Here is a 25,483-nt window from a genome sequence, read left to right as displayed (position 1 = left end):
GTCAGATTCCGGCTCGCTCGCTCGGCGGCGGCGTCTCGATGAGCACCTGCGCGATGATGCTCGTCGCGCTCACCCCCTCGAACTCGGCCTCCGGGTCGAGCACGAGCCGGTGGGCGAGCACGCCCTCGGCGAGCGCCTTCACGTCGTCCGGCACCACGTAGTGCCGGCCGGATGCCGCGGCGTACGTCTTCGCGCTGCGCACGAGCGCGAGCGCGCCGCGCACGCTCGCTCCGAGTCGCACCTCCGGCGCGGAGCGCGTCGCGTCGACGAGCCGGGAGACGTAGTCGGTGATCGACGCGTCGACGTGCACGGTGCGCGCGAGGCGCACGAGCTCGCGCACCACCTGGGTGCTCGCGATCGCGGGCACCTCGAGCTCGTGCGCCTTCACGCCCGCGCCGTCGAGGATGCGCAGCGTCGCGGCGTGGTCGGGGTAGCCGATCGACGCCTTGATCAGGAAGCGGTCGAGCTGCGCCTCGGGCAGGCGGTAGGTTCCCGCCTGCTCGATGGGGTTCTGCGTCGCGATGACGAGGAACGGCGCGTCGACCGGATGCGGCACGCCGTCGACCGTGACGCGCCCCTCCTCCATGACCTCGAGCAGCGCCGCCTGGGTCTTCGGGCTCGCCCGGTTGATCTCGTCGGCGAGCACGATGTTCGCGAACACCGGTCCGGGGTGGAACTCGAACTCGCCCGAGCGCTGGTCGTAGATGCTCACGCCCGTGATGTCGCCCGGCAGCAGGTCGGGCGTGAACTGGATGCGCGAGCTCGTGCCCGACACGGTCTGCGCGACGGCACGCGCGAGGCTCGTCTTGCCGGTGCCGGGAACGTCCTCGAGCAGGAGGTGACCGTCGGACAGCAGCGCCGTGAACGCCAGGCGCACGACGAAGGTCTTGCCGATGAGCACCGTCTCGACGTTCGCGATCAGCCGCTCGACCGTGTCGTGGAACCACGTCGCCTGCTCGGGCGTCATCGTCGCGCTGCTCGGGCTCATGGGCCGCACGCCGCCTCTCCGTAATCCACGTCGACCCACGTCGACCCGTCGGGCAGGGTGACCGTCGCGCGTACGCGCACCCCGATCGCATCCGACGGTACAGGGTCGGCGTCCCCATAGGGCTCCTCCTCCCAGTCCGACCAGTCGGTGACCAGCGGCGTCTGCCGGTCGTACGAGTACTGCCGCGACACCGACACGGGACCCGCGGGATTCGACGGATCGCTCCACACCGGCGCCGATCCGGGTACGCACGTCGTGACGCCCGCGCGCACGTTCACCGGGGTCGCGGTCACGCCCGCCGACGGCGGCCCGCAGAACGAGTCGCTCGCGTCGCGGCAGGCCCGGAACTGCGCCGTGACCGCGCCGCCGTAGACGCTTCCGTCGGCGGCGGACGTGAGGTAGTCGCCGTTCGACACGGCCGCCCAGGCGCCCGATCCGATGCGGTACTGGTAGCGCGCGACGGTGCCGGGCGCGCTGAGCCCCGAGACCCGCAGGTCGTGGCGGCCGTCGCGGTACGCGGCGGTGAGCGTCGCGCCGGCCCGGCCCGGCGGCCGCTCGCTCTCGACGGCGCCCGAGGCGGTCGAGGCGCAGAACACCCCGTTGTCCGCGTACACGACGTACGTGTACGTCGCGCCGTCCACGGCCGTCGTGTCGGTGTAGGGCGACGTCGCGCCGGCGGCGCCCGCGAGCACGCCCCGCTTCGCGTCGACCGTGCAGGGCGGCGTGTCGACCGTGCCGTCGAAGCGCGCGACCGCGTAGCTCGGCCCGGCGCCGCCGTTCGGCGTGGCGCGTCCCCAGCTCACGGTGATCGACCCGTCCCCGGATGGCGCGAGCACGGCCGTCGGACCGCTCGCGGGGGCCGACGGCGGGCCCACGGTGCGCACCGTGGTCGACGCGCGCCGCCAGTCGTCGTCGCTCAGCACCTGCGCGCGATTGCGGGCGTACACCGCCACCGTGTACTGCGCGTCGTTGACGAGCGCGCCGCCCGCGGTCGTCGTGAACGGGCTCGTCGCCGCCGACGAGAAGTCCACCCCGGGACCGGTCACGGTCACCGTGTAGCCGGTGACCGCGCTGCCCGGGCTCGGATCGGGCACGGCGCTCCAGCTCACCGTGATGGAGCGTCCGGCGGGCGCATCCGTCTGCGGCGTCGGCGCCGCCGTGACGGTCGCGGGTGCGGCGGGGCGGTAGTCGACGGTGTACGCCTCGCTCACCGGGCTGCGCTTCGACGGGCCGATGCCGTTGACCGCGACGACCGAGAACCGGTACTCGGCGCCCACGTCGAGGCCGGTCACGGAGCAGATCAGCGCGAGCCCGCAGTCCTGGTCGATGGGGGCGCGGCTGGAGCTGACGATGCGGTACGACGTGATGGCGGAGTTGTTCTGCGCGGGCGGCGTGATGCGCAGCGTCAGCTCGCCGTTCACGAACGAGTCCGCCTGGCGCACCGGCGCCGCGGGCGTCGCGGGCACGTCCTGCACCGAGATGCGCAGCGTGCCGTAGCCGTAGCGCGCGGGATCGCCCGTGGCGTCCTCGACGACGTACGGCACGACCGTGTCGACGGGTGCGGCGTCGCGCGCGACCCGGATGGTCACGAGCCCGGTCTCGAGCTCGGTGTCGAGGCGCACGCCCGCGGGCAGCGACGAGCCGATCGAGACGAGCTCGAGGCCGGTCTGCGGGAACGGGTTGGTCGCCTCGTCGTTCTCGAGCACGTCGATCGAGGTCTCCACGCCGCGCTGCACGGTCACGACGTCGGGCACGGGCTGGGCGAGCGGGCGCGTGGAGCCGACCACCGTGAGCCGGATGCGGCCGGAGCGACCCGATCCGTTGCGGTCGCGCACGGCGATCGAGATCGAGGTCTGCGTGCCCGTCCGCGCATCGTCGTCCGCGCGCAGGGTGAGCGTGTGCCCGCTCGCGCGGTACGAGAAGCCGGTCGGCGGCGTGCCGACGACGGAGAAGGCGAGCGCGTCGACGGCGTCCGGGCGCGCCGCCTCGGTGAGCCGCGCGAGGTCGATCTGCTTCTGCTGGCCCGGCTCGAACTCGATGAGGGTTCCGGTGAACACCGGCGGCGCGCTCGCGCTCGGCACGACCGAGATGGGCAGCACGATGACCGCGCGCCGGCCCTCCGGATCGGTCGCGGTGCGCCCGTCGGTGACCTCGAACGAGACGGATGCCGGCCCGCTGTAGCCCGTGGCCGAGACGAAGCGCAGGGTGTCCTCGTCGACCACGAGCGGCTCGCCGTCCGCGTGCGTGGCCTGCACGCTGGAGGTGTCGGCGAGGCGCACCCGGCCCGACGCGGTGAGCACGCGCTGGGCGAGCTCGATCGTGAGCGTCGCGCCGCTCTCCACCTCGAGCGGGGGCGCGGCCGCGTTGATCTGCGGCACCGCCTGCGCATTGCCCGGCACCCGGATGAGCGCGTAGGAGCGCACCCCGGGGTCGTCGGGATGCGCGACGACGAACGGGATGATCTGGCTGACCGCGAGCACGGGCACGACGATGCGCTTGTCGGCCGTGACGGTCGCGGCCGAGCCGTAGCCGGGAACCACCGAGACGTCGAGAGCGTCGACCGGGCCCTCGGCGAAGAACGCGCCGCGGAGCACGTCGACGGTCACGGTGCCGCGCCCCGCGATGTCGGCGAGACCGAGCACGGTGTCGCCGACGACCGGGTACGCGAGCGGGGCGTCCGCCGCGACGCTGACGACCACGAACGCGGAGCTCGAGCCGCCCGCGGCGTTCTGCACGGTGTAGAGCACGCCGTAGGTCCCCGGTGCCGTGGGCGCCTGGATGACGAGCACGCGGCCGTCGGAGACCGACACGCCGAGCCCGGTCCGGGTGGGCTCGGCCGCGACGACCGTGAGCCGCCCGCCGTCCGGGTCGGAGTCGTTCGCGAGCACCTGCACGGTGATCGCGCGGCCCGGACGCACCGTCACCTCGTCGCGCGTGGCCACCGGGTCGCGCGTGCCGCCGACCGGCGCGGCGATCCCGATCCGCACGGTGCCGGTCGCGCGTGCGCCGAGCGCATCCGTCACGGCGTACGCGAACGAGTCGGTGCCGGTCGAGTACTCGCCCGCCGTGTACTCGACCCAGTCGGCGCCCGTCGCCGTGACCGCCCCGCGACCCGGGTTGGACGACTGGCCGATGAGCTGCACCGAGTCGCCGTCGGGGTCGAGCCCGTCGAGCGGGATCGGGATGCGCACGGTGCGGCCCGCGAACACGCGCGCCGTCACGGCCCGCGGCACCGGGGCGCGGTTCGTGGCGGGATCGACCTCGCGCACCTGGATGCGCACCTCGGCCTGCGCGACCTGGCCGTCGGATCCGCTGATCTGGTAGACGCCGACGAAGTTTCCGGGATGGTCGGGGGCGAGGTAGCGCAGGTGGTCACCGGAGGCGAACAGCAGGCCGCTCGCGCCCGTGAGCGGGTCGACGAGCCTCGGGTCGAGCGAGAACGGGAGGCCGTCGGGCTGCTCGTCGTTGGCGAGCACGTCGATCGTGACGACGTCGCCCACCCGCGCCGTCGCGACGTCGTCGCGCGCGATCGGCGGCTGCCGGGTCGGCGGCGTCGGGATGTCGACCACCGAGATCGACCCGGTCGCCGACGCGAGCCCGTTCGTGACGGTGTAGCCGATCCGCGCACCCTTCGCGATCGGTCCGGTGAGCGACACGCGCACCGCGCTCTGGTCGACGATCTCCGCCTCGACGTGCTCCGGCGATGCGTCGAGCCCCGTCACGATGAGCACGCCCCCGGCGGGATCGATGTCGGTGCCGGCCACGTCGAGCACCGTCGACGACTGCTCGTGCACGAACGCGGTCTTCGGCACCGTGATCGGCGTCGCATTGACGTCGGGCGGCGGCACGACGTCGATGCGCACGACGCCGGTGGCCGTCGAGTCGTCGTCGGTGACGACGAACGTGAGGTAGTGGGTGCGCACCTCGTCGCTCGAGAACACGAACTCGCCGGCGTCGTAGTTCGGCGTGATCGTGGCCCCGGTGCGCGGCGGCACGGCGTTGAGCCGCACGGAGTCGGTGCGGCCGCGCACGTGGTCGAGCGGCGACACCGTCACGTCCTGCCCGGCCGGCACGACGACCGCGAACGGGTCGACGACGAGGGTCAGCCGGCTGCGCGTCACGACGGTCGCCGTGATCGATCCGCTGCCGACCGCGCGGCCGTCGGAGACCGCGAGCGCGACGGGCAGCCGGCCGGAGCTGCCGGCATCCGCGCTGATCCGCACGGAGCCGTCGGGCGTGTAGCTGACCGAGTCCGGGGCGCTCACGACCGCGGAGGACACGTAGACCGGGTCGCCGTCCGGATCGACCCAGTCGTCGAGGGCGCTCACGAGCGTGCTCGATCCGGCGGCGACCTCCCGGGTCGTCGAGCGCACCTGCCGCGGGGCGCCGTTGACCGAATCGGGGCGCACCGAGACCGTGACGCGCGCCGAGTCGGTGCCGCCGCGCCCGTCGCTCACGGTGTAGTCGAACCGGGCGACGCCGGCCGCGTCGTCGGGCAGCGAGATCTGCAGTCGCTGGTTCTCGTCGATGAGCTGCACGACGGCACCGTCGACACCCGCGAGAGCGCCGACGGACGCGATGACGAGCACGTCGCCGTTCGGATCGACGTCGTTCACGAGCACCGGCAGCACGGTCGTGCGGCCGGGCCGGGCGCCGAGGTCGTCGTCGGACGCGATCGGCGGGCGCTGGTCCTTCTCGACGACGACCTCGTCCTCGTCGTCCGTCGACGTCTCGTCGTCCGACCGGGTGTCGGGATCGACGAAGTCGCCCCAGTTGTCGACGCGCGCGCCGTCGCCCTGCACCGCCCACGACGTGCCGCTCGCCGTGTCGTTGAGCACGACGTGCTCGCCGTTGAGCTGGAAGGCGAGACCCGTCGAGCCGACGACTCCGGCGGAGAGAGCGCGGCCGCCGTCGCCGCAGTCGCGCCACACCGAGCCGCCCGTCCACGCCGCGAACGCGCAGCCCGCCACGACGACGGGGGCGACCGGCGCGCCCGCCGCCTCCGGCACGAGGATGCGCGGCGGGCCGCCCGTGAACGGCACGAGCGCGAGGCCGCCGTCGTACGCGACGAGCACCCCGTCGCCGCCGTCGCTCGGCCGTTGCAGCACGAGAGAGCCGTCGTCCGGCGCGATCGCGGAGAGGTCGACGACGTGTCCGTCGACCTCGAGGCGCCGCGCCGCCGCGTCGAGCAGTGCCGTGTGCCCGTCGGCCACCGTGACCGTGACGGTCCTCGAGACGGGGATCGCCGCGGCCCGGGTGCTGCGCACCTCGCCGCGCGCCAGATCGATGAGCCGCACCTGGCCGGTGGCCGCGGTGAGGGCGACGAGCACGCCGCCGGGGGTCGCGTCCGCGACCGTGCCCGCACCGAGCGCGAGCGTCTCGCGCGAGCGCGTGTCGAAGCTCTCGAGCCCCGCGGCGTCGCGCAGCCAGAGCTGTCCGGTGCCCGACGAGAAGATCGCCGCGATCCCGCCGGCGAGGAACAGGTCGGGCTGCTCCGGCGGCAGCGGCACGGTCGCGGTCACGGCCGAGGTGACCGGGTCGAGCACGTCGGCACGGGCATCCGCGGTGTCGAGCGCGATGACGGTGCGGCCGTCCTGCGCGATGCGCTCGTCGGCGCCGTCGACCGGCACGGCCGCGTCGAGCTGGGCGATCTGCGTGTTCACGCGGCCGACGTGCCCCAGGTCGGTCGCCGCGACCCAGACGGCCGCGTCATCCGTGTCGACGCGCTGCGACGCGAACCCCGCGCTCGTGACCGCGGCGACCGCGACGAGCACCGAGGCGATCACCGCGATCGTCGCGGTGACCGCGAACGAGCGGTGGGCGCGCAGCCAGGAGAGCGGCATGGTCGGAATCAGCCCGGCACGGTCGCGCACTTGCTGCCGCTCGGGGCGCCCGGTCGTCCGTCGTGGACGACCGTGACGGTCACGCACACCTCGTCGCCCGGCGGCGCCTCGACCACGAACCGCGGCACGGTCTGGGCGCTCGTGGCGCCGTCGGCGGTGCGGATCTGGTACTGGTCCCCGGCGTCGAGGCCGGGGTCGCGCCAGCTGAACTCGATCGAGCCGTCCGCGACCCGGGCGGCGATGTCGGACACCACGGGCACCTCGCCGCGGTCGCTGCGCAGCAGCAGCACGCCCACGGTCGCCCCGACGGCGATGAGCACGACCGCGACCGCGACGAGCACCCAGGCGAGCGCCTGCGCCCCGCGCGACGACGGACGCCCGAGGCTCGAGCCCGTGACCCGGCGGTCCGAGCGGGAGCCGGATGCGTCGAGCGCCGCCGGAGCGGCCCCGCGGCGCCGGCGACGGCGTCCGTTCGCGCCGGCCGGCGTCACCTCGCGCGGGAGACCGCGCACGACGGTGCGGTCGGCGAGGTCGCTCGCCGTGGCGAGCGCCCAGTCGTCCATGGCCACCTCGATCGAGGTCGGGGCGAGCCCGAGCTCGGCCTCGACGGCCTGCAACTCGCGCACGAGCTCGAGCACGCTCGCCGGCCGGTCGCGCGGGGCGCGCGCGAGGCCGCGGGCCAGTGCGCGCTCGAGCGACTCCGGGGCGTCGGGGCGGTCCACCGGATGCGGCTTCGCGCGGTTGATGCGGCCGATGAGCGCGCCGGAGGTGTTGTCGCCGCCGGGCGCCTCGAACGGCGACCGCCCGGCGAGCAGCGAGTACACGGTCGCCGCGAACGCCCACACCTCGCTCCGCACGGTGCCCGCCGACTCGTCCATCAGCACCTCGGGCGCCGACCACGGGATGGACAGGCCGACGGCCTCCTGCGAGTCGACCTCGGCGAGCGTCGCGGCGATGCCGAAGTCGGCGAGCACGGGGTGGCCGTATGCCGTCATCAGGATGTTGGACGGCTTGAGATCGCGGTGCAGCACGCCCGCCCGGTGCGCGGTCTCGATCGCGCTGCCGATCTTGACGCCGATGCGCAGCACCTCGGCCACCGGCAGCAGCTCGGAGCGGTAGCGCGTGGCGAGCGACGAACTGCACAGCTCCATGACGAGGTACGGGCGGCCGTCCGACGACACGCTCGCCTGGTACACGGTGAGGATCGACGGATGCGCGCTCAGCTGCGCCATGAGGTTCGCCTCGGCCTGGAACATCTGCCGCACGCCGTCGTTGACGACCTCGCTCAGCAGCACCTTGACCGCGACCTGGCGCCGCGGCATGTTCTGCTCGTAGAGGAAGACGTCGGCGAATCCGCCCGAGCCGAGCACGCGCACGTAGCTGAACCCGGGCAGCGCGGGGGGCTGCGACGGAAGCCGTCTGGCCATGGCGCCCCTCCCCCGCGAAACGTTCGCCCCATTCTACGGTTTTCGAGTTCCTTTCGGAATATTGGAACCGGCCGGGAGAACGCTGGGGATCAGCGGAGGCCGAACCTGCCGTCGGGCGCCGTGTCGTCGTCGTCAGCGCCGCGCTCCGGCCCGTCGACGACGTCGACGACGACGACCGTGACGTTGTCGCGACCGCCCGCGACGAGCGCCGCGTCGACGAGGCCGCTCGCCGCCGCATCCGCGCTCGGCGCCCCCGCGACGATCGAGCGCACCCGGTCCTCGCGCACCTCGCCGGTGAGACCGTCCGAGCACACGACGAGACGGAGCCCGCGGCGCACGGGCACGAGCACGTAGTCGGGCACCGGGCGCGCCTCGAAGCCGATCGCGCGCGTGATGATGTTGCCCTCGGGATGCTGGAAGGCCTGCGCCCTCGTGATGAGCCCCGAGTCGACGAGCTCCTGCACGAGCGAGTGGTCCGTCGTGACCTGGTGCAGCATGCCGCCCTCGAACTCGTACACCCGGCTGTCGCCGACGTTGAACACGCCGAAATACGGCACGCCGTCGATGTCCATGAGCACGGCGCCCGTCACGGTCGTGCCGACGCCGATGTCGCTCTCGCCCGCGATCACGCCGATGTCGTAGGTGGCCTCGAAGAGCGCGCGCTCGACGTCGGCCGTCGTCGCGGTCGGGCCGGTCAGCCGCTCGCTCAGCCGCACGACGACGGCCGCGCTCGCGAGGTCGCCCGCGAGGTGCCCGCCCATGCCGTCCGCGACCGCGAACACCGGGGGCTGCACGAGATAGCTGTCCTCGTTCGTCTGGCGCTTGCGTCCGACATCCGTCACCGCCGCCCAGGCGAGGCGCACGGGCGACTCGTCCGCCGCCCGGAACGCCACGGTCGTCGCAGCGCTCGCCTGCCCGATCTCGGTCATCGGCCGATCCCCGTCACTGCACGTCCCTCAGCACTCATCTCTCTCAGTCGACCTGGCTCAGCGGCAGGATCTCGATCACGTTTCCGTCGCCGATGTCGATGAGGGTGCCGGGCGTCACGGCGATCGACTCGCCGCCGCTCAGCGCGCGGCCCGGCGCGCCCGGGAACACCACGATCGAGCCGTTCGTCGAGCGAAGGTCGGTGACGAGCACGCTCGCCCCGACCTGACGCAGCTCGACGTGCGTCGACGAGACCTCCTGGCGCGGCGACGCGACCGTGACGAGGCGCGGCGCGAGACCGGATGCGGGACCCGGCGGCGCCGGACGGCGGCCGACGACCGCGGGACGGTCGAGCACGACGACGACCTCCGAGCCGCTCAGCCGGAAGCCGTACAGGTCGAGCGCGGGCACCGCCTCGTCGGCGGCGAGCTCCGCACGCGGCTCCTGCGGCAGCCGGGCGCGCATGATGGTGTCCTCGAACGACAGCCCCGTCGGGTTCGGGATGCGCCGTCGCACCTCGGTGTCGTCGAACTCGTCCACCCGTGCTGCCCTCCCCGCACACCCGACTCCGCGTCGGAGCCGCTGCCGCCCGCCGCCGAATCGGTCTGATCGGCGCGCGAGTCGATCAACCGATGTACGACATCACGTGCTTGACGCGAGTGTAATCCTCGAAGCCATACGACGAGAGGTCCTTGCCGTAGCCGGAGTGCTTGAACCCGCCGTGCGGCATCTCCGCGACGAGCGGGATGTGCGTGTTGATCCAGACGCAGCCGAAGTCGAGCCGCTTCGCCATCCGCAGCGCCGTGGCGTGGTCCCTCGTCCAGACGCTCGACGACAGGCCGTAGCGCACGCCGTTCGCGTGAGCGAGCGCCTCGGCCTCGTCGGTGAAGCTCTGCACGGTGATCACCGGGCCGAAGATCTCGTCCTGGATGGCCTCGTCGTCCTGCTGCAGGCCCGACACCACGGTCGCCTCGTAGAAGTAGCCGCCGCCGACGACGCGGTGCCCGCCGAGCTCGACGCTCGCGTGGTCGGGCAGCCGCTCGATCATCCCCGCGACGCGGGCGAGCTGGCTCGCGTTGTTCACCGGGCCGAAGTAGACGTCCGTCTCGGGCGCGCCCGTCGTCGCGTTCTCCCGCGCCCAGGCGGTGAGCGCCGCGACGAACTCGTCGTGGATCGACGCGTGCACGAGCACGCGCGTCGCCGCCGTGCAGTCCTGACCGGCGTTGAAATAGCCCGCGCCGCCGATGCCCTCGACCGCGGCGGGGATGTCGGCATCCGCGAACACGATGACGGGCGCCTTGCCGCCGAGCTCCAGGTGCACGCGCTTGAGGTCGGCGGATGCGGCGCGCGCGACCTCCATGCCGGCCCGCACGCTGCCGGTGATCGAGACCAGCTGCGGGACGGGGTGGTCGACCATGAGCGCGCCCGTCGTGCGGTCGCCCGTGATGACATTGAGCACGCCCGGCGGCAGGAACTCGGCCGCGACCTCGGCGAGCAGCAGCGTCGACGACGGCGTCGTGTCGGAGGGCTTGAGCACCGTGGTGTTGCCCGCGGCGAGCGCCGGCGCGAACTTCCAGGTCGCCATGTTGAGCGGGTAGTTCCACGGCGTCACCTGGCCGACGACGCCGATCGGCTCGCGGCGGATGGAGCTGGTGTGGTCGGCGAGGTACTCGCCGGTCGCCATGCCCTGCAGGTGCCGGGCCTCGCCCGCGAAGAACCGGATCTGGTCGACCGAGACGAGGATCTCGTCCTCGATGAGGCTCTTCAGCGGCTTGCCGGTGTCCTTCGACTCGACCGCGGCGAACTCCGCGGCCCGGGCCTCGATCGCGTCGGCGATGCGGAACAGCGCGAGCTGACGCTCCGCGGGCGTCGTCTCGCCCCAGGTCGCGAAGGCCGCGGCGGCCGCCGAGAACGCGGCGTCGACGTCCGCCGGTCCGCTCACCGGGCTCGACGCGTACACCTCCTCGGTGGCCGGATCGACGACGTCGAACGCGCCCTCGCCCCGCGCCTCGACGTACTCCCCGTTGATGAAGTTGCGCACGCTCGCCATGGCGACACCCTACCGAAGCGGATGCCGCCCCAGAAGTGCGGAATCCGCATCCGTTTACCGCGTGTTGATTCGGAATCGCTTGTGAGAGGCCGCCACGCACGACAGAATCGGACCATGGCCGCGCCCCGTCCCTCGACCAAGGTCGTGCAGCTCGACGACGTCTCGAAGGCGATCATCGAGCAGCTGCAGGCCGACGGACGCCGCTCGTACGCCGAGATCGGCAAGGCCGTCGGGCTCAGCGAGGCGGCCGTGCGGCAGCGCGTGCAGAAGCTCACGGAGTCGGGCGTGATGCAGATCGTCGCGGTCACCGACCCGATGCAGCTCGGCTTCTACCGGCAGGCGATGGTCGGCATCCGGGTCTCCGGCGACACCACCGCCGTCGCCGAGGCGGTCGCCGCCCTGCCGAGCGTCGACTACGTCGTGCTCACCGCGGGCAGTTTCGACGTGCTCGTCGAGGTCGTCTGCGAGGACGACGACGACCTCATCGACCTGCTCAACCGGCGCATCCGGGCCATCCCGGGCGTGCAGTCCACCGAGACGTTCGTCTATCTCAAGCTGCTCAAGCAGTTCTACAACTGGGGAACACGATGACCACGACAGACCTCACGACGCGCGCCCCCTCCGGGGCTCCCGACGACTCCGCCCTGCAGCGCGCGGCGAAGGACCACCTCTGGATGCACTTCAGCCGCCAGTCGGTGCTCGAGGAGCACGGCGTGCCGATCATCGTGCGCGGCGAGGGGCACCGCATCTGGGACTCGCGCGGCAGGTCCTACATCGACGGGCTCTCCGGGCTGTTCGTCGTCGCGGCGGGCCACGGCCGCAGGCGGCTCGCCGAGGTCGCGGCCCGGCAGGCCGAACAGCTCGCGTTCTTCCCGATCTGGTCGTACGCGCATCCGAAGGCCATCGAGCTCGCCGAGCGCCTCGCGCACCACGCGCCGGGCGACCTCAACCGGGTGTTCTTCTCCACGGGCGGCGGCGAGGCGGTCGAGACGGCGTTCAAGCTCGCGAAGCACTTCTGGAAGCTGCAGGGCCGGCCGACGAAGCACAAGGTCATCTCGCGCGCGGTCGCCTACCACGGCACGCCGCAGGGCGCGCTCGCGATCACCGGCATCCCGGCGATGAAGGAGATGTTCGAGCCCGTCACGCCGGGCGGATTCCGGGTGCCGAACACGAACGTCTACCGTGCCGCCGAGATGGGGGCGCCGACCGACGACCTCGAGGCCTTCGGGCTCTGGGCGGCCGACCGGATCGAGCAGATGATCCAGTTCGAGGGGCCCGAGACGGTCGCGGCCGTGTTCCTCGAGCCGGTGCAGAACTCGGGCGGATGCTTCCCGCCGCCGCCCGGCTACTTTTCGCGCGTGCGCGAGATCTGCGACCGCTACGACGTGCTGCTCGTCGCCGACGAGGTCATCACGGGCTTCGGCCGGATCGGCGACATGTTCGCCTCGACGACCTACGGCTTCGTGCCCGACATGATCACGTGCGCGAAGGCCATGACGAGCGGCTACTCGCCGATCGGGGCGACGATCGTCTCGGAGCGCGTCTACGAGCCGTTTGCCCACGGCACGACCGCGTTCTACCACGGCTACACGTTCGGCGGGCACCCGGTCTCTTCGGCGGTCGCGCTCGAGAACCTCGACATCTTCGACGAGGAGGACCTGACCGGCAACGTCAAGCGCAACAGCCCGGCGTTCCGCGCGACGCTCGAGAAGCTCCTCGACCTGCCGATCGTCGGCGACGTGCGCGGCGACGGCTACTTCTTCGGCATCGAGCTCGTGAAGGACAAGGCCACCCGGGAGACGTTCGACGACGCCGAGTCGGAGCGCCTGCTGCGCGGGTTCCTCTCCGGGGCGCTGTTCGAGGCCGGCCTGTACTGCCGCGCAGACGACCGCGGCGACCCCGTCATCCAGCTCGCGCCCCCGCTCACCATCGGCCAGCCGGAGTTCGACGAGATCGAGCAGATCCTGCGCGGCGTGCTCTCCGAGGCCTGGACGAAGCTCTGACGGCGCCCCGCCCCTCGTGCAACAACGGATTTCACGGAGATGAAGCGTTTCATTCCCACGAGTGGCGGGCAGAGCCGCCCGCCGCGACCGATCATCCGTGAGATCCGTTGTGGTCGGGCACATGGGTGACGCTCGGTATCGCGCGCTGAGCCTGTGGCACGACACCGTGCCCGACGACCTCACGCCGCGCGCCGGCCTGCCCGGCACGCGGGGCGAGCACATCGCGGATGCGGATGTCGCGATCGTCGGCGGCGGCCTCACCGGCCTGTGGACGGCCTACTACCTCACCGAGCTCGACCCCGCCCTGCGCATCGTCGTGCTCGAGAAGGAGATCGCCGGGTTCGGCGCCTCGGGACGCAACGGCGGCTGGTGCAGCGCGCTGTTCCCGGCATCCGCTGCCGCGCTCGAGCGCCGGCACGGCCGCGACGCGGCAGTACGGATGCGGCGGGCCATGGTCGACACGGTCGCCGAGGTCGGGCGCGTGGTCGCGGCCGAGGGCATCGAGTGCGACTGGGCGGCCGGCGGCACCCTCACGCTGGCGCGCTCCGCGGTGCAGCTCGCGGCGGCCCGCGCGGAGGTCGCCCTGGCGGCGGCCTACGGCGTCGACGAGCTGACCCTGCACGCTCTCGCCGGTCCCGGGGCCGCTCACCCGAGCGTGTTACGCGAGACACCCCGGAAATCCGGGGTGTCTCGGGAAACACACTCGGGTGAGACGGCGTCTCGGGAAACACGCTCGGGTGAGACGGCAGGAGCCGCCGGGCGCGCGGCCGGCACGGCGGGCACGGGCGGCGCACCCCAGGCGCTCGACGCACCCCGCACGCTCGACGCACCCCGCACGCTCGACGCACCCCGCACGCTCGGCGCACCCCGCACGAGCGGCGCAGCCCGCACGCTCGGCGCACCCCGCACGAGCGGCGCAGCCCGCACGCTCGGCGCACGCGGCGCGCTCGCCGTCGTGCACGATCCGGCCTGCGCGCGCGTGCACCCCGCGAAGCTCGTGCGCGGACTCGCTCGCGTGGTCGAGCGCCGCGGCGTCACGATCCACGAGCAGACGGAGGTGCTCGACTGGGAGCGCGGCCGGGTGCGCACCGCCCGCGGCGACGTGCACGCGGGCGCGGTCGTCGTCGCGCTAGAGGGCTACGGCGCGACGCTCCCCCGCACGCACCGGCGCGTGCTGCCGCTCTACTCGCTCATGATCGCGACCGAGCCGCTGCCGGCATCCGTCTGGGACTCCATCGGCATCGCACACGGCGAGACCTTCGCCGACTACCGGCACCTCATCGTCTACGGCCAGCGCACGGCCGACGACCGGTTCGCGTTCGGCGGACGCGGGGCCCGCTACCACTGGGGCTCGACGATCCGGCCGGCCTATGACCGCTCGGATCGGGTGTTCGCGCACCTGAAGCGCGCGCTCGACGACCTGTTCCCGCAGGCGGCTCCGTATGCGGTGACGCACCGCTGGGGCGGCCCGCTCGGCGTGCCGCGCGACTGGCACGCCGGCGTCACGTTCGAGAACGGCATCGCGACGGCGGGCGGCTACGTCGGCGACGGGCTCAGCACCACGAACCTCGCCGGGCGCACGCTCGCCGACCTGATCACCGGCGCGGCATCCGACCTCACGACCCTGGCCTGGGTCGGCCACCGCTCCCCCGATTGGGAGCCCGAGCCGCTGCGCTTCCTCGGCGCGAACCTCGGCCTCGCCGCGACGGGCCTCGCCGACGCGGAGGAACGGATGACGCACCGGCCCTCGCTCGCCGCCCACCTCACCGCGCCGCTCACCGGCCACTGACCGCCTCCCCGCCGGCCGAGCGGGCGCCCGCGCCGTTCGACGCCCGAGCCATCCACGAGCGGCTTCGATACGCGGGCTCGCTTCGCTCGCGGGCCACCCGCCCAGCGGATCCGGCCGACGCCCGCGGCCACCCGCCCGGCGGGTCCGGCCGACGCCCGCGCGGCTACTCGTCCGCGGCGGCCGCGAACTGCGCGTCGTACAGGTCGGCGTAGACGCCGCCCGCCGCGACGAGCTCGTCGTGCGTGCCCTGCTCGACGATGCCGCCGTCGCGCATCACGAGGATGAGATCGGCGTCGCGGATGGTGGAGAGCCGGTGCGCGATGACGAAGCTCGTGCGGTCGGCGCGCAGCGCGTTCATGGCGTGCTGCACGAGCACCTCGGTGCGGGTGTCGACGCTGCTCGTCGCCTCGTCGAGGATCAGGATCGCGGGCTTCGCGAGGAACGCGCGCGCGATCGTGAGCAGCTGCTTCTCGCCCGCCGAGACGTTCGAGGCCTCGTCGTCGAGCACGGTGTCGTAGCCGTCGGGCAGCGAGTGCACGAAGCGGTCCACGAATGTGGCGCGGGCGGCCTCGAGGATCTCCTCCTCGCTCGCCCCCGGCCGGCCGTAGGCGATGTTGTCGCGGATGGTGCCGGCGAACAGCCAGGTGTCCTGCAGCACCATGCCGGTGCGCGAGCGCAGGTCGGCGCGCGTCATCGCCGCGATGTCGACCCCGTCGAGCGTGATGCGACCGGAGTCGAGGTCGTAGAAGCGCATGAGCAGGTTCACCAGTGTCGTCTTGCCCGCCCCGGTCGGCCCGACGATCGCGACCGTCTGGCCGGGCTGCGCCTCGAACGACACGTCGCGGATGAGCGGCCTGTCGGGCGTGTACGAGAACGACACGCGCTCGAAGGCGAGGTGCCCCGATCGCGCGTCCGGCGACTGGGCGGGAACCGCATCCGGGCTCTGGTCCTCCGCGTCGAGCAGCTCGAAGACGCGCTCGGCGGATGCCACCCCCGACTGCAGCAGGTTGGCCATCGATCCGAGCTGGCTGAGCGGCTGCGTGAACTGCCGCGAGTACTGCACGAAGGCCTGCACGGCGCCGATGGTGAGCGAGCCCGCCGCGACCTGCAGGCCGCCGACGACGGCGATCGCGACGTACACGAGGTTCCCGATGAACATCATCGAGGGCATGATGATGCCGCTGATGAACTGGGCGCGGAAGCTCGCCTGGAACACCGCCTCGTTCTTCTCGGCGAACTCGCGCTCCGACTCGCGCTGCCGCCCGAACACCTTGACGAGGGCGTGACCGCTGAAGTCCTCCTCGATCCGGGCGTTGAGCGCGCCCGTGCGCTGCCACTGCGCCACGAAATGCTTCTGCGAGCGCTTCGCGATGACCGTCGTGACCACGAGCGTGAGCGGGATGGTGACGAGCGCGATGAGCGAGAGCAGCGGGCTCGTCACGAGCATGGCGATCAGGATGCCGACGACGCTCAGCAGGCTCGTCACGATCTGCGACAGCGTCTGCTGCAGGCTCTGCGAGACGTTGTCGATGTCGTTCGTGACGCGGCTGAGCAGCTCGCCGCGCTGCATGCCGTCGACGTACGACAGCGGCAGCCGGTGGATCTTCGCCTCGACGTCCTCGCGCAGCCGGTACACGGTGCGCTGCACGACGCCGTTGAGCAGGTAGCCCTGCGCGAGCGCGAGCAGGCCGGCGAGCAGGTAGAGCCCGAGGATGACGAGCGCGAGCTGGCCGAGTGCCGCGAAGTCGATGCCCGCGCCCGGCGTGAGGGTGAGCCCCGCGATGAGGTCGGCGCGGCCGTCGTCGCCCTGGGCGCGCAGCTGGTCGACGACCTGCTGCTGCGTGACGCCCGCGGGCAGCTGCGACGAGATGACGCCGGCGAAGATGAGGTTGGTGCCCTCGCCGAGCAGACGGGGACCGGCGACGGTGAGGCCGACGCTCGCGATCGCGAGCACGATGACCGCGATGAGCGGCAGGCGCTCGGGGGCCAGGCGGGCGAGCAGGCGCTTCGCGCTCGGCACGAAGTTCATCGACTTCTCGGCGGGCATGCCCGCTCCGCCGAACGGTCCGCCGCCGCCGGGTCCCGGTCGCCGCGCGGGCGCGCCCGAGCGGGGGGCGGATGCGGCGGGTGCGCCCGCCGCGGGGGTGGTCTTCTCGCTCATCGACGGGCCTCCTCGACGCTCAGCTGCGAATTCACGATCTCGGCATAGGTGGGGTTGGACTCGAGCAGCCCGGCGTGCGTGCCGATGCCGACGACGGCGCCGTCCTCGAGCACGACGATCTGGTCGGCGTCGACGATCGTCGAGACGCGCTGCGCGATCACGAGCCGCGTGGCGCTGCCGACGTCCCGGGTGAGCGCGGCGCGCAGCGCGGCATCCGTTCGCGTGTCGAGGGCCGAGAACGAGTCGTCGAACACGTACAGCGCCGGGCGCTTGACGAGCGCGCGGGCGATCGCGAGCCGCTGGCGCTGGCCGCCGGACACGTTCGTGCCGCCCTGCGCGATGGGCGCATCGAGGCCGCCCTCCAGGGCGCGCACGAATCCCGCCGCCTGGGCGGTCTCGAGTGCGGCCCACAGCTCCTCGTCGGTCGCGTCGGTCTTGCCGTAGCGCAGGTTCGAGGCGACCGTCCCGCTGAACAGGTACGGCCGCTGCGGCACGATGCCGATGCGCTCCCAGAGCGCGTCCGCGTCGAAATCGCGCACGTCGACGCCGTCGACGAGCACGGCGCCGGCGGTCACGTCCATCAGCCGGGGCACGAGGCTCGCGAGCGTCGTCTTGCCCGCGCCGGTCGAGCCGATGACCGCGGTGGTCGTGCCCGGAGCGACCCGGAACGCGACGTCGCGGAGCACGGGCGCCTCGGCGCCGGGGTAGGCGAAGCCCGCGTTCACGAACTCGAGCGCGCCGGCATCCGTGCCCGCGGTGCGGCCGGCCACCGGCAGCACGACGGTCGACTCGGTGCCGAGCACCTCGCCGATGCGGTCGGCGCACACGCTCGCGCGCGGGATGAGGATCGCCATGAACGTCGACATCATCACGGCCATCAGGATCTGGATGAGGTAGCTGAGGAACGCGAACAGTGTGCCGACCTGCATCGAGCCGTCCTGCACGCGGAACGCGCCGAACCAGATCACGGCGACGCTCGACACGTTCATGACGAGCATGACGACGGGGAACACGATCGCGAACAGGCGGCCGGCGCTCGTCGCGGTGGCCGTGACATCCGTGTTCGCCGCGGCGAAGCGCGCGACCTCGCGCGGCTCGCGCACGAACGCGCGCACGACCCGGATGCCGACGAGCTGCTCGCGCAGCACGCGGTTGACGGCGTCGATGCGCTCCTGCATGAGCCGGAACAGCGGCACGAGGCGCACGATGACGGCGCCGATGCCGATGATGAGCACGGGCACGGCGACGGCGATGATGAGCGAGAGCTCGAGGTCCTGCTGCAGAGCCAGGATGACGCCGCCGATCGCGAGGATGGGCGCCGACACGAGCAGGGTGCACGACATGAGCACGAGCATCTGCACCTGCTGCACGTCGTTCGTCGTGCGGGTGATGAGGCTCGGCGCGCCGAACCGGGTGACCTCGCGCTCGCTGAACGCGGTCACGCGGTGCACGATGGCGGCACGGATGTCGCGACCGAACGACATCGCGGCCTTCGACCCGAAGTACACGGCCACGATCGACGCGGCGATCTGCACGAGCGTGATGCCGAGCATCACGGCGCCCGTGCTCAGCACGTAGCCGGTGTCGCCCGTCGCGACGCCCTTGTCGATGATGTCGGCGTTGAGCGTCGGCAGGTACAGGCTCGCGATCGACTGCGCGAGCTGGAACACGATGACTCCGGCGAGCAGCGGCCAGTGCGGCCTGAGGTAGCGCAGGATGAGGCGTCCGAGCATCAGCTCTCCTTCTCGGGGGTGGGACGGGCGGCGATGCCGCGGGTGACGAACGAGGCGAGCTCGGCGGTGTCGAACTCGCGCTCCTGGTTGAACGGCTGGATCGCGGACGCGAACGTCACGAGCCGCAGCAGGTAGGCGACGTCATCCGCGGGCACGGCGAGCCGGTCGAGGTCGGGCTGCAGCGCCGCGACCACGAGCTCGACGTAGCGCGTCGGACTCGGCAGCGACCCGCCGGCCGGCCCGCGCATCGCCCGCATGACGCCCATGACGCCCGCGAAGCGCGCGCGCAGCAGGCGCATGATGTCCTCGATCTTGCGCTCGAGCGAATCCTCGGGGTCGACGCCGCGCAGCGCGTCGTGGAACGGCGCGGGGTCGAGCAGGTGGTCGACGACGGCCTGGATGAGCGAGTCCTTGTCGCCGAACGCGCGGAACACGGTGCCCTCGGCGACGCCGGCCGCCTCGGCGATCTGGCGCGACGTGATCTCGCGCCCGTGCTCCACGACGAGCGGCGCGACCGCCTCGATGATCGCGGTGCGGCGGTCGTCGGGCGTCATCCGGGCGGCGCGCACGCTGCGCACCTCCGCGCTGAGTTCGACGGGGCTGCGGTTGGGCACCCGACGAGAGTAAATGAGTGAGCGCTCACTCGCAAATCCGCGACTGGGAGCATCCCGGGCCGGGCGCCGGGCGCCGCGGTGGCCAGCAGGCTGGCCGCATGCGTCGCATCCGTTCGGCCCTCGTGCTCGTCGCGTTCCTCGCCATCGCCTACGCCGTCGCCGCGCTCGGCACGGTGGCCACGATCGCGAACGTCGACGGGTGGTACGCGACGGCCGCGAAGGCGCCGTGGTCGCCGCCGAACGGCCTGTTCGGCCCGGCCTGGACCGTGCTCTACGCACTCATGGCGATCGCGGCGTGGCTCGTCTGGCGCACCGGACCCTCGCCGTCGCGCCGGCGCGCCCTCGCGCTGTACATCGCGCAGCTCGTGCTCAACGCGCTCTGGACACCCGTGTTCTTCGGCCTGTTCCCGGCGATCGGGCCGCCCGCGCTGTGGATCGCGCTCGCGATCATCGTCGCCCTCGACGTGCTCGTGCTGCTCACGATGCTCGCGTTCCGGCGCCGCTCGCGGCTCGCGGCCTGGCTCCTCGCGCCGTACTGGGCGTGGCTGCTGTTCGCGACGTCGCTGAGCGGCGCGGCCGCAGTGCTCAACTGAGGGGTCGGCGCGGGGCTGGCGCGCGAGGTCCGGCGCGGGGCGCGCGAGGGCGCGGGCGCGCGATGCAGTGCCGGGGCGCGGCCAGCGGCGCAGGGCGCACGATGCAGTGCCGGGGCGCGGCCAGCGGCACAGGGCTAGCGGCGCGCTGCCAGCGGCACGGGGCTAGCGGCGCAGGGCGGATGCCGCGACCGCGCGCACGGCGTCGGCGACCGCGTCGAGCGCGGGCGTGCGCAGCGCCCACTGCTGCCAGTGCAGCGGAACGTCGACATGCCGGCGCTCGTCGAGCACGACCGTGCCCTCGGCCTGGGCGTCGGGCAGCATCGCCCAGCCCAGACCGCCGCGCACGGCGAGCGCGAACGTCGTCGACTCCGGGATGTGGTGGCGCGGCGGGTCGAGCACGGCGCGCGACCGCGCGGCGAGGTAGCGGTCCTGCAGCTCGTCCTTGCGGTCGAACACCACGACGGGGGCGACCGTGAGCGCGGCGACGGTCGCGCCATCCGGGAACCAGCGCCGGGCGAACGCGGCGCTCGCCCGCGGCCGGTAGCGCATGACGCCGAGCGGCTCGCTCGTGCAGCCGGCCACCGCCTCGGGGTCGCTCGTGATCGCGCCCATCACGGCGCCCGCGCGCAGCAGGTCGGCGGAGTGGCCCTGGTCCTCGCGGCGCACGTCGACCTGCACGCCGTCGGGCAGGGCGAGGAGCGCCGGCAGCAGCCAGGTCGCGAGCACGTCGCTGCCGACCGCGAGGGGCACGGCCACGTTCTGCTCGGGAGCCGTCGCGTCGGCGAGGAGGGCGTCGAGCTGGCGCCCGAGACGCACGTAGCGCGCGCCGGCATCCGTCGCGGTCGCGGGCTTCGCGCGCCGCACGAGCACGGCGCCGGCGCTCGATTCGAGGACCTTGATCCGCTGGCTGACCGCGGACGGCGTGACGTGCAGCACGCGAGCCGCGGCGTCGAACGAGCCGGCGTCGACGACGGCGACGAGCGCCCGGAGCTGTGCGATCTCCACCTGAACGATGCTAATGGCACTGAAGGATCATTAGCTGGTCTGCATGGGTCGTGGAGCCCTAGCGTCGTGGTGTGCTCGCCGCTCTGACCGCTGCTCTGACGGTCGCTCTGGCCGGCGCCGTGGCCGGCGCTGTGCCCGCCGCGCTGGCCGGCCTCGGCTTCGGCGCCTCGCTCATCATCGCGATCGGCGCGCAGAACGCGTTCGTGCTCCGGCAGGGGCTGCGCCGCGAGCACGTCGGCGCGATCGTGCTCGTGTGCGCACTGTCCGACGCCGTGCTCATCGCCGCCGGGGTCGCCGGCCTCGGATCGCTGCTGCAGCTCGTGCCGTGGACGCTCGTCGTCGTGCGGATCGGCGGCGCGGCCTTCCTCGTGGTCTACGGCGTGCTTGCGGCCCGGCGCGCGCTGCGTCCGTCGCGCCTGGAGACGGATGCGGCAGGGGCATCCGTCTCGCTCGCGGCGGCCGTCGGCACGGCCACGGCGCTCACCTGGCTCAATCCGCACGTGTATCTCGACACGGTCGTGCTGCTCGGCAGCGTGTCGGCGACCCACGGCGCGGAGCGCTGGTGGTTCGGGCTCGGCGCGACGGCCGCGAGCATCCTCTGGTTCAGCGCGCTCGGCTACGGCGCGCGCCTGCTGCGGCCGCTGTTCGCGCGGCCGCTGGCGTGGCGCATCCTGGACGCGCTCGTCGCGCTCGTGATGCTCGCGATCGCCGGCTCCCTCCTGCTCGGCCTGCTCGCCACCGTGTGAGGACGTTCTGCGCGTGTGAGGACGGCCCGGGCCGTCCTCACACGCGCAGAACGTCCTCACACGGGCAGGGGCAGGGGCACGGGCACGGGCAGGGGCAGGGGGTCAGGACCAGATGGCGGAGATCTCCGCGACATCCGCCTCGCCGAGCGACACGGCCGCGCACGCGGCGTTCTGCACGACCTGCTCGGGCCGGGTCGCCCCCGCGATGACCGACGTCAGCCCCGGCTGGGCGAGCAGCCAGCCGTACGTCGCCTCGAGCACCGTGAGACCGCGGGATGCCGCGAACGCCTCGTAGCGCGCGTAGACATCCCAGTCGACGCGGTCGAGCACCTCGGGGCGGGTGTGCATGATGCGGGAGTCCGCGGGGCGCGCTCCGCCGCCGAACTTGCCCGTGAACACGCCGTTGAACAGCGGGAAGAACGGCAGGAACCCGAGCCCGTACGCGTTCACGGCGGGCAGCACCTCGCGCTCGGCGCCCCGCTCGATGAGGCTGTACTCGTTCTGCGCCGACACGAATCGCGGATGCCCGCCGATGCGCGCCGTGAACTCCGCCTCCGCGATCTGCCACCCGTCGAGGTTCGAGTGCCCGATGTACCGGATCTTGCCCTCGGCGATGAGCTCGTCGAGCGCCGCGAGCGTCTCCTCGATGGGCGTGATGCCGTCCGGACGGTGCAGCTGGTACAGATCGATCCAGTCCGTCTGCAGGCGGCGCAGGCTCGCCTCCACCGCGATCCGGATGTAGCGGCGGCTCGCGCGCGCGCCCCACTCGGGTCCGTTCGTGCCCGCCATGTCCATGCCGAACTTCGTGGCGAGCACGACCCGATCGCGCTTGCCCTTCAGGGCGACGCCGAGACGCTCTTCGCTGAGCCCGCGCGTCGAGCCGTAGATGTCGGCCGTGTCGAACAGCGTGATGCCCGCGTCGATCGCGGCGCCGACGACCGCGTCCGTGCCCTGCTGCGTCTGCGTGAGCGTCTTGTCGCGTCCGAGGTTGTTGCAGCCGAGGCCGATCACCGAGACCATCAGTCCGCTGGGTCCGAGCGGGCGGTAGCGCATCCGAGTCATGCCCTTGACGATACGCTCGCTCCACTCCTCCCCCGGCGGAGCAACGGATGCCCCATCCACGCGTCCGATTCCCGCGAGTCGGGCGTCCGCGGCCGCCGTTACAGTCGCTGCATGACCCCGATCGCCAGCCCCGCCGCCCCCGCTCATCTCATCCGCATCGACAGCCCGATCGGCCGGATCGAGATCACCGCCGACGACGACGCGGTCACCTCCCTCACGATCGAGAAGGACGGCCGCCTGCCGCTCGAGACCGAGCCGGAACGGCCCACGCCCGTGCTCGAGCGCGCCGCCGCGCAGCTCGCCGAGTACTTCGCCGGCCACCGGCACGACTTCGACGTGCCGGTGCGGCTCGAGGGCACGGCCTTCCAGAAGAGCATCTGGGCGCAGCTCGCCGCGATCCCGTACGGCGAGGTCGCGTCGTACGGCGCGCTCGGCATCGTCGCGACGGGGCGTCCCGCGGGTCGCGCCGTCGGCGGCGCCGTCGGCGCGAATCCCGTGCCGCTGCTCGTGCCCTGCCACCGCGTGCTCGCGACGAGCGGACGCATCACGGGCTACAGCGCCGGCGCGGGCATCCCGACGAAGGCCTGGCTGCTCGACCTCGAGGGCATCGCGCACCGGTGACGCCCGTGCACACGCCAGCGTCCGCGCCTCGCGCAGCCGTGCACGCCCATCACGCCCGCGACGCCCGCGACGCCCGCGCACGCTAGCGTCGGAGCGTGACCGACTCCCCCGACGTGCTCGTCGGCGCCGACGGCCGCGCGCGCTGCCGCTGGGCCGGCGCCGACACCGAGTACCAGCGCTACCACGACGAGGAGTGGGGCACGCCGCTGCACGGCGACCGCCCGCTGTTCGAGAAGCTGAGCCTCGAGGGCTTCCAGGCCGGGCTGTCCTGGATCACGATCCTCCGCCGCCGTCCGACGTTCCGCACGGCGTTCCGCGGCTTCGACATCGACGCCGTGGCGGCGCTCACCCCGACGGACGCCGACGCGCTCATGCTCGACGCCGGCATCATCCGCAACCGCGCCAAGATCGAGGCCACGATCGGCAACGCGCGCGTCGTGCGCGCGCTCGTGGCCGACGATCCCGGCGCGCTCGACCGGCTGATGTGGTCGTTCGCCCCGCCGCACCACGAGCCGCCCGCGTCGTTCGCCGAGGTGCCGGCGGTCACGCCGGAGTCCGCCGCGATGAGCAAGGAGCTCAAGCGCCGCGGATTCCGTTTCGTCGGCGCGACGACGATGTACGCGCTCATGCAGTCCGCGGGCATGGTCGACGATCACGTCGCGGGATGCTGGCGCGCCGCCGCGCGCTGAGGCACCGACCGCGCCCGGGGCGAGCACGCCCGTGGTGAGATGGGGCGTGCGCCCGAACGACGTCCTCCGCCGAGCGCGCACCGCGATCGCCGGGTCGGACGCCGCATCCGCCCTGCTCGTCTACCTCGCCTCGCGGGTCTACACGACGGCCGTGCTCGCGGGCGTGTTCGCGCTCGCGACGGCGAACGGCTGGACGTTCGCGAGCCACCGCGACCCGCAGTCGTTCGCGAACTTCCTGTGGTCGTGGGACGGCTCCGCGTACCGCAGCATCGCCCGGCACGGCTATCCGGTGCCGCTGCCGCACGACGCCGAGGGCCGCGTGAGCTCGAACCCGTGGGCGTTCCTGCCGCTCTACCCCGCGCTCGTCGCCGCGCTCATGCGCGTCACGGGGCTCGGGTTCGCGGTGCTCGCACCCGCGGTCTCGGTGGTCGCGGGCGCGATCGCCGTTGTGCTGCTCGCGCGGCTGGCACGGCGCGGCGACGGCTCCCCGCGCTGGGCCGTCGTGCTGCTGTGCGCGGCGCCGCTCACGTTCGTGCTGCAGGTCGCGTACGCGGAGAGCCTGTTCCTCGCGCTCGCGCTCGGGGCGCTCGTCGCGCTGCACGATCGGCGCTACGCGCTCGTCGGCGTGCTCGGCGTGGCGGCCGCAGCGACGCGACCGGGTGCCCTCGCCCTGGCGCTCGCCGTCGCGATCGTCGTCGTCGTGCGCGTGCGCGCCCGCGACATCCGCGCCGGCGAGGTCGCCCGTGCCGCGATCTCCGCGACCGCCATCGGGCTCGCGGGGCTCGCGTGGCCCGTGATCGCCGCGGTCGTGACGGGCGATCGGAACGCCTACCTCGCGACCGAGACGGCGTTCTGGCGGCCGCTGCTCGGCGACGACGCCGGCTTCCTGCCGCTCACGCCGTGGTTCGTGCTCGCGTATCGCTACCTCGGGGTCGGCGGGATCGCGCTCGTCGCCGTCGTGCTCCTGGCCGCCGGCGCCGTGCTCGTCGCCCTCGCGCGGGGACGCATCGCGCTCGCCTCCCGCGCCTTCGTCGTGTCGTACGCGCTGTACCTCGTCGCCGTGTTCCTGCCGCAGCAGAGCACGGTCCGGCTGCTGCTGCCGATGGCGCCCGCGCTCGCCGACCGGCGCCTGCGGCCCGGCACCGCTCGCGGCCGCGTCGCGGTCGTCGTCGCGCTGTGCGCCCTGCAGATCCCCGCGGTCGCCGCGCTCTGGTTCGGCTCGTTCCCCTGAG

At 73.1% G+C, this 25,483-nt stretch carries 19 protein-coding genes; 8 read left to right on the top strand and 11 right to left on the bottom strand.

Translation table 11 applies throughout. The features are described 5' to 3' along the window. Position 1 precedes the first annotated feature (1 nt). The 6 genes from QT381_RS10705 to QT381_RS10680 form a co-directional block, all read right to left on the bottom strand. Entirely contained in the window at positions 2 to 988 is a 987-nt protein-coding gene (locus tag QT381_RS10705) for an AAA family ATPase (protein WP_289248929.1), read from the bottom strand. Beyond that, positions 985 to 6,861 (bottom strand): Ig-like domain-containing protein, encoded by a 5,877-nt coding sequence (locus QT381_RS10700; RefSeq protein WP_289248928.1) that lies wholly within the window; start codon positions 6,859 to 6,861, stop codon positions 985 to 987. Before QT381_RS10700 ends, QT381_RS10705 begins: the two co-directional genes overlap by 4 nt. Continuing rightward, complete coding sequence (locus QT381_RS10695; protein ID WP_289248927.1) at positions 6,840 to 8,258, bottom strand: serine/threonine-protein kinase; 1,419 nt, start codon at positions 8,256 to 8,258, stop codon at positions 6,840 to 6,842. The genes QT381_RS10700 and QT381_RS10695 overlap by 22 nt, the downstream gene beginning before the upstream one ends. An 89-nt stretch (positions 8,259 to 8,347) precedes the next feature. Continuing rightward, entirely contained in the window at positions 8,348 to 9,187 is an 840-nt protein-coding gene (locus tag QT381_RS10690; protein ID WP_289248926.1) for a PP2C family protein-serine/threonine phosphatase, read from the bottom strand. A 43-nt stretch (positions 9,188 to 9,230) separates the two neighbouring features. Continuing rightward, positions 9,231 to 9,725 carry an FHA domain-containing protein gene (locus QT381_RS10685; RefSeq protein ID WP_289248925.1) on the bottom strand — a complete coding sequence of 165 codons (495 nt, stop codon included), beginning with the start codon at positions 9,723 to 9,725 and terminating at the stop codon, positions 9,231 to 9,233. 85 nt (positions 9,726 to 9,810) lie between these two features. Further along, complete coding sequence (locus QT381_RS10680; protein WP_289248924.1) at positions 9,811 to 11,235, bottom strand: aminobutyraldehyde dehydrogenase; 1,425 nt, start codon at positions 11,233 to 11,235, stop codon at positions 9,811 to 9,813. Between the two features lie 114 nt (positions 11,236 to 11,349). Here QT381_RS10680 and QT381_RS10675 point away from each other — a divergent pair, with 114 nt between their 5' ends. From QT381_RS10675 to QT381_RS10665, 3 genes are all read left to right on the top strand, one after another. Continuing rightward, positions 11,350 to 11,826, top strand: a complete 477-nt coding sequence (locus QT381_RS10675; protein ID WP_289248923.1) for an Lrp/AsnC family transcriptional regulator — start codon at positions 11,350 to 11,352, stop codon at positions 11,824 to 11,826. Beyond that, positions 11,823 to 13,238 carry an aspartate aminotransferase family protein gene (locus QT381_RS10670; protein ID WP_289248922.1) on the top strand — a complete coding sequence of 472 codons (1,416 nt, stop codon included), beginning with the start codon at positions 11,823 to 11,825 and terminating at the stop codon, positions 13,236 to 13,238. The genes QT381_RS10675 and QT381_RS10670 overlap by 4 nt, the downstream gene beginning before the upstream one ends. 97 nt (positions 13,239 to 13,335) lie before the next feature. Beyond that, positions 13,336 to 15,027, top strand: a complete 1,692-nt coding sequence (locus tag QT381_RS10665) for an NAD(P)/FAD-dependent oxidoreductase (RefSeq protein ID WP_289248921.1) — start codon at positions 13,336 to 13,338, stop codon at positions 15,025 to 15,027. A 163-nt stretch (positions 15,028 to 15,190) separates the two neighbouring features. On the opposite strand, the gene QT381_RS10660 is transcribed toward QT381_RS10665, so the two are convergent. The 3 genes from QT381_RS10660 to QT381_RS10650 are packed head-to-tail and all read right to left on the bottom strand — an operon-like array spanning position 15,191 to position 19,535. Then, positions 15,191 to 17,188 (bottom strand): ABC transporter ATP-binding protein, encoded by a 1,998-nt coding sequence (locus QT381_RS10660; protein ID WP_289248920.1) that lies wholly within the window; start codon positions 17,186 to 17,188, stop codon positions 15,191 to 15,193. Next, a complete protein-coding gene (locus QT381_RS10655; protein ID WP_289248919.1) occupies positions 17,185 to 18,921 on the bottom strand; it encodes an ABC transporter ATP-binding protein in 1,737 nt (578 codons plus the stop codon). The genes QT381_RS10660 and QT381_RS10655 overlap by 4 nt, the downstream gene beginning before the upstream one ends. After that, positions 18,921 to 19,535: a TetR/AcrR family transcriptional regulator gene (locus QT381_RS10650; protein WP_289248918.1), complete on the bottom strand. Its 615-nt coding sequence runs from the start codon at positions 19,533 to 19,535 to the stop codon at positions 18,921 to 18,923. Before QT381_RS10650 ends, QT381_RS10655 begins: the two co-directional genes overlap by 1 nt. Positions 19,536 to 19,633: 98 nt before the next feature. Between QT381_RS10650 and QT381_RS10645 the strand changes: the two genes are divergently transcribed. Then, positions 19,634 to 20,128: a TspO/MBR family protein gene (locus QT381_RS10645; RefSeq protein WP_289248917.1), complete on the top strand. Its 495-nt coding sequence runs from the start codon at positions 19,634 to 19,636 to the stop codon at positions 20,126 to 20,128. Between the two features lie 162 nt (positions 20,129 to 20,290). Here the strand turns inward: QT381_RS10645 and QT381_RS10640 are convergent, their stop codons facing one another. After that, complete coding sequence (locus tag QT381_RS10640) at positions 20,291 to 21,133, bottom strand: ArgP/LysG family DNA-binding transcriptional regulator (protein WP_353889768.1); 843 nt, start codon at positions 21,131 to 21,133, stop codon at positions 20,291 to 20,293. A gap of 131 nt (positions 21,134 to 21,264) precedes the next feature. Here QT381_RS10640 and QT381_RS10635 point away from each other — a divergent pair, with 131 nt between their 5' ends. Further along, a complete protein-coding gene (locus QT381_RS10635) occupies positions 21,265 to 21,879 on the top strand; it encodes a LysE/ArgO family amino acid transporter (RefSeq protein WP_289248958.1) in 615 nt (204 codons plus the stop codon). Between the two features lie 102 nt (positions 21,880 to 21,981). On the opposite strand, the gene QT381_RS10630 is transcribed toward QT381_RS10635, so the two are convergent. Further along, entirely contained in the window at positions 21,982 to 22,941 is a 960-nt protein-coding gene (locus QT381_RS10630; protein WP_289248916.1) for an aldo/keto reductase, read from the bottom strand. 111 nt (positions 22,942 to 23,052) lie between these two features. On the opposite strand from QT381_RS10630, the gene QT381_RS10625 reads away from it, so the two are divergent. From QT381_RS10625 to QT381_RS10615, 3 genes are all read left to right on the top strand, one after another. Further along, entirely contained in the window at positions 23,053 to 23,562 is a 510-nt protein-coding gene (locus QT381_RS10625; RefSeq protein WP_289248915.1) for a methylated-DNA--[protein]-cysteine S-methyltransferase, read from the top strand. A gap of 95 nt (positions 23,563 to 23,657) precedes the next feature. Continuing rightward, on the top strand, positions 23,658 to 24,251 hold the full coding sequence (locus QT381_RS10620; RefSeq protein WP_289248914.1) for a DNA-3-methyladenine glycosylase I: 594 nt from the start codon (positions 23,658 to 23,660) through the stop codon (positions 24,249 to 24,251). A 46-nt stretch (positions 24,252 to 24,297) separates the two neighbouring features. Next, positions 24,298 to 25,482 carry a hypothetical protein gene (locus QT381_RS10615; protein WP_289248913.1) on the top strand — a complete coding sequence of 395 codons (1,185 nt, stop codon included), beginning with the start codon at positions 24,298 to 24,300 and terminating at the stop codon, positions 25,480 to 25,482. Position 25,483 lies beyond the last annotated feature (1 nt).

Origin of the sequence: Galbitalea sp. SE-J8 (genome assembly GCF_030345695.1) — a bacterium.
In the GTDB taxonomy this organism is placed as follows: Bacteria; Actinomycetota; Actinomycetes; order Actinomycetales; family Microbacteriaceae; genus JAUASV01.
This window is presented reverse-complemented; position numbering and strand designations above follow the sequence as displayed.

What these genes read in the sequence shown, in the direction of transcription:
- QT381_RS10705 (WP_289248929.1), bottom strand. Translation starts at nt 988, where the DNA reads ATGAGCCCGAGCAGCGCGACGATGACGCCCGAGCAGGCGACGTGGTTC.
- QT381_RS10695 (WP_289248927.1), bottom strand. Translation starts at nt 8,258, where the DNA reads ATGGCCAGACGGCTTCCGTCGCAGCCCCCCGCGCTGCCCGGGTTCAGC.
- QT381_RS10690 (WP_289248926.1), bottom strand. Translation starts at nt 9,187, where the DNA reads ATGACCGAGATCGGGCAGGCGAGCGCTGCGACGACCGTGGCGTTCCGG.
- QT381_RS10680 (WP_289248924.1), bottom strand. Translation starts at nt 11,235, where the DNA reads ATGGCGAGCGTGCGCAACTTCATCAACGGGGAGTACGTCGAGGCGCGG.
- QT381_RS10675 (WP_289248923.1), top strand. Translation starts at nt 11,350, where the DNA reads ATGGCCGCGCCCCGTCCCTCGACCAAGGTCGTGCAGCTCGACGACGTC.
- QT381_RS10670 (WP_289248922.1), top strand. Translation starts at nt 11,823, where the DNA reads ATGACCACGACAGACCTCACGACGCGCGCCCCCTCCGGGGCTCCCGAC.
- QT381_RS10660 (WP_289248920.1), bottom strand. Translation starts at nt 17,188, where the DNA reads ATGAGCGAGAAGACCACCCCCGCGGCGGGCGCACCCGCCGCATCCGCC.
- QT381_RS10655 (WP_289248919.1), bottom strand. Translation starts at nt 18,921, where the DNA reads ATGCTCGGACGCCTCATCCTGCGCTACCTCAGGCCGCACTGGCCGCTG.
- QT381_RS10645 (WP_289248917.1), top strand. Translation starts at nt 19,634, where the DNA reads ATGCGTCGCATCCGTTCGGCCCTCGTGCTCGTCGCGTTCCTCGCCATC.
- QT381_RS10630 (WP_289248916.1), bottom strand. Translation starts at nt 22,941, where the DNA reads ATGACTCGGATGCGCTACCGCCCGCTCGGACCCAGCGGACTGATGGTC.
- QT381_RS10625 (WP_289248915.1), top strand. Translation starts at nt 23,053, where the DNA reads ATGACCCCGATCGCCAGCCCCGCCGCCCCCGCTCATCTCATCCGCATC.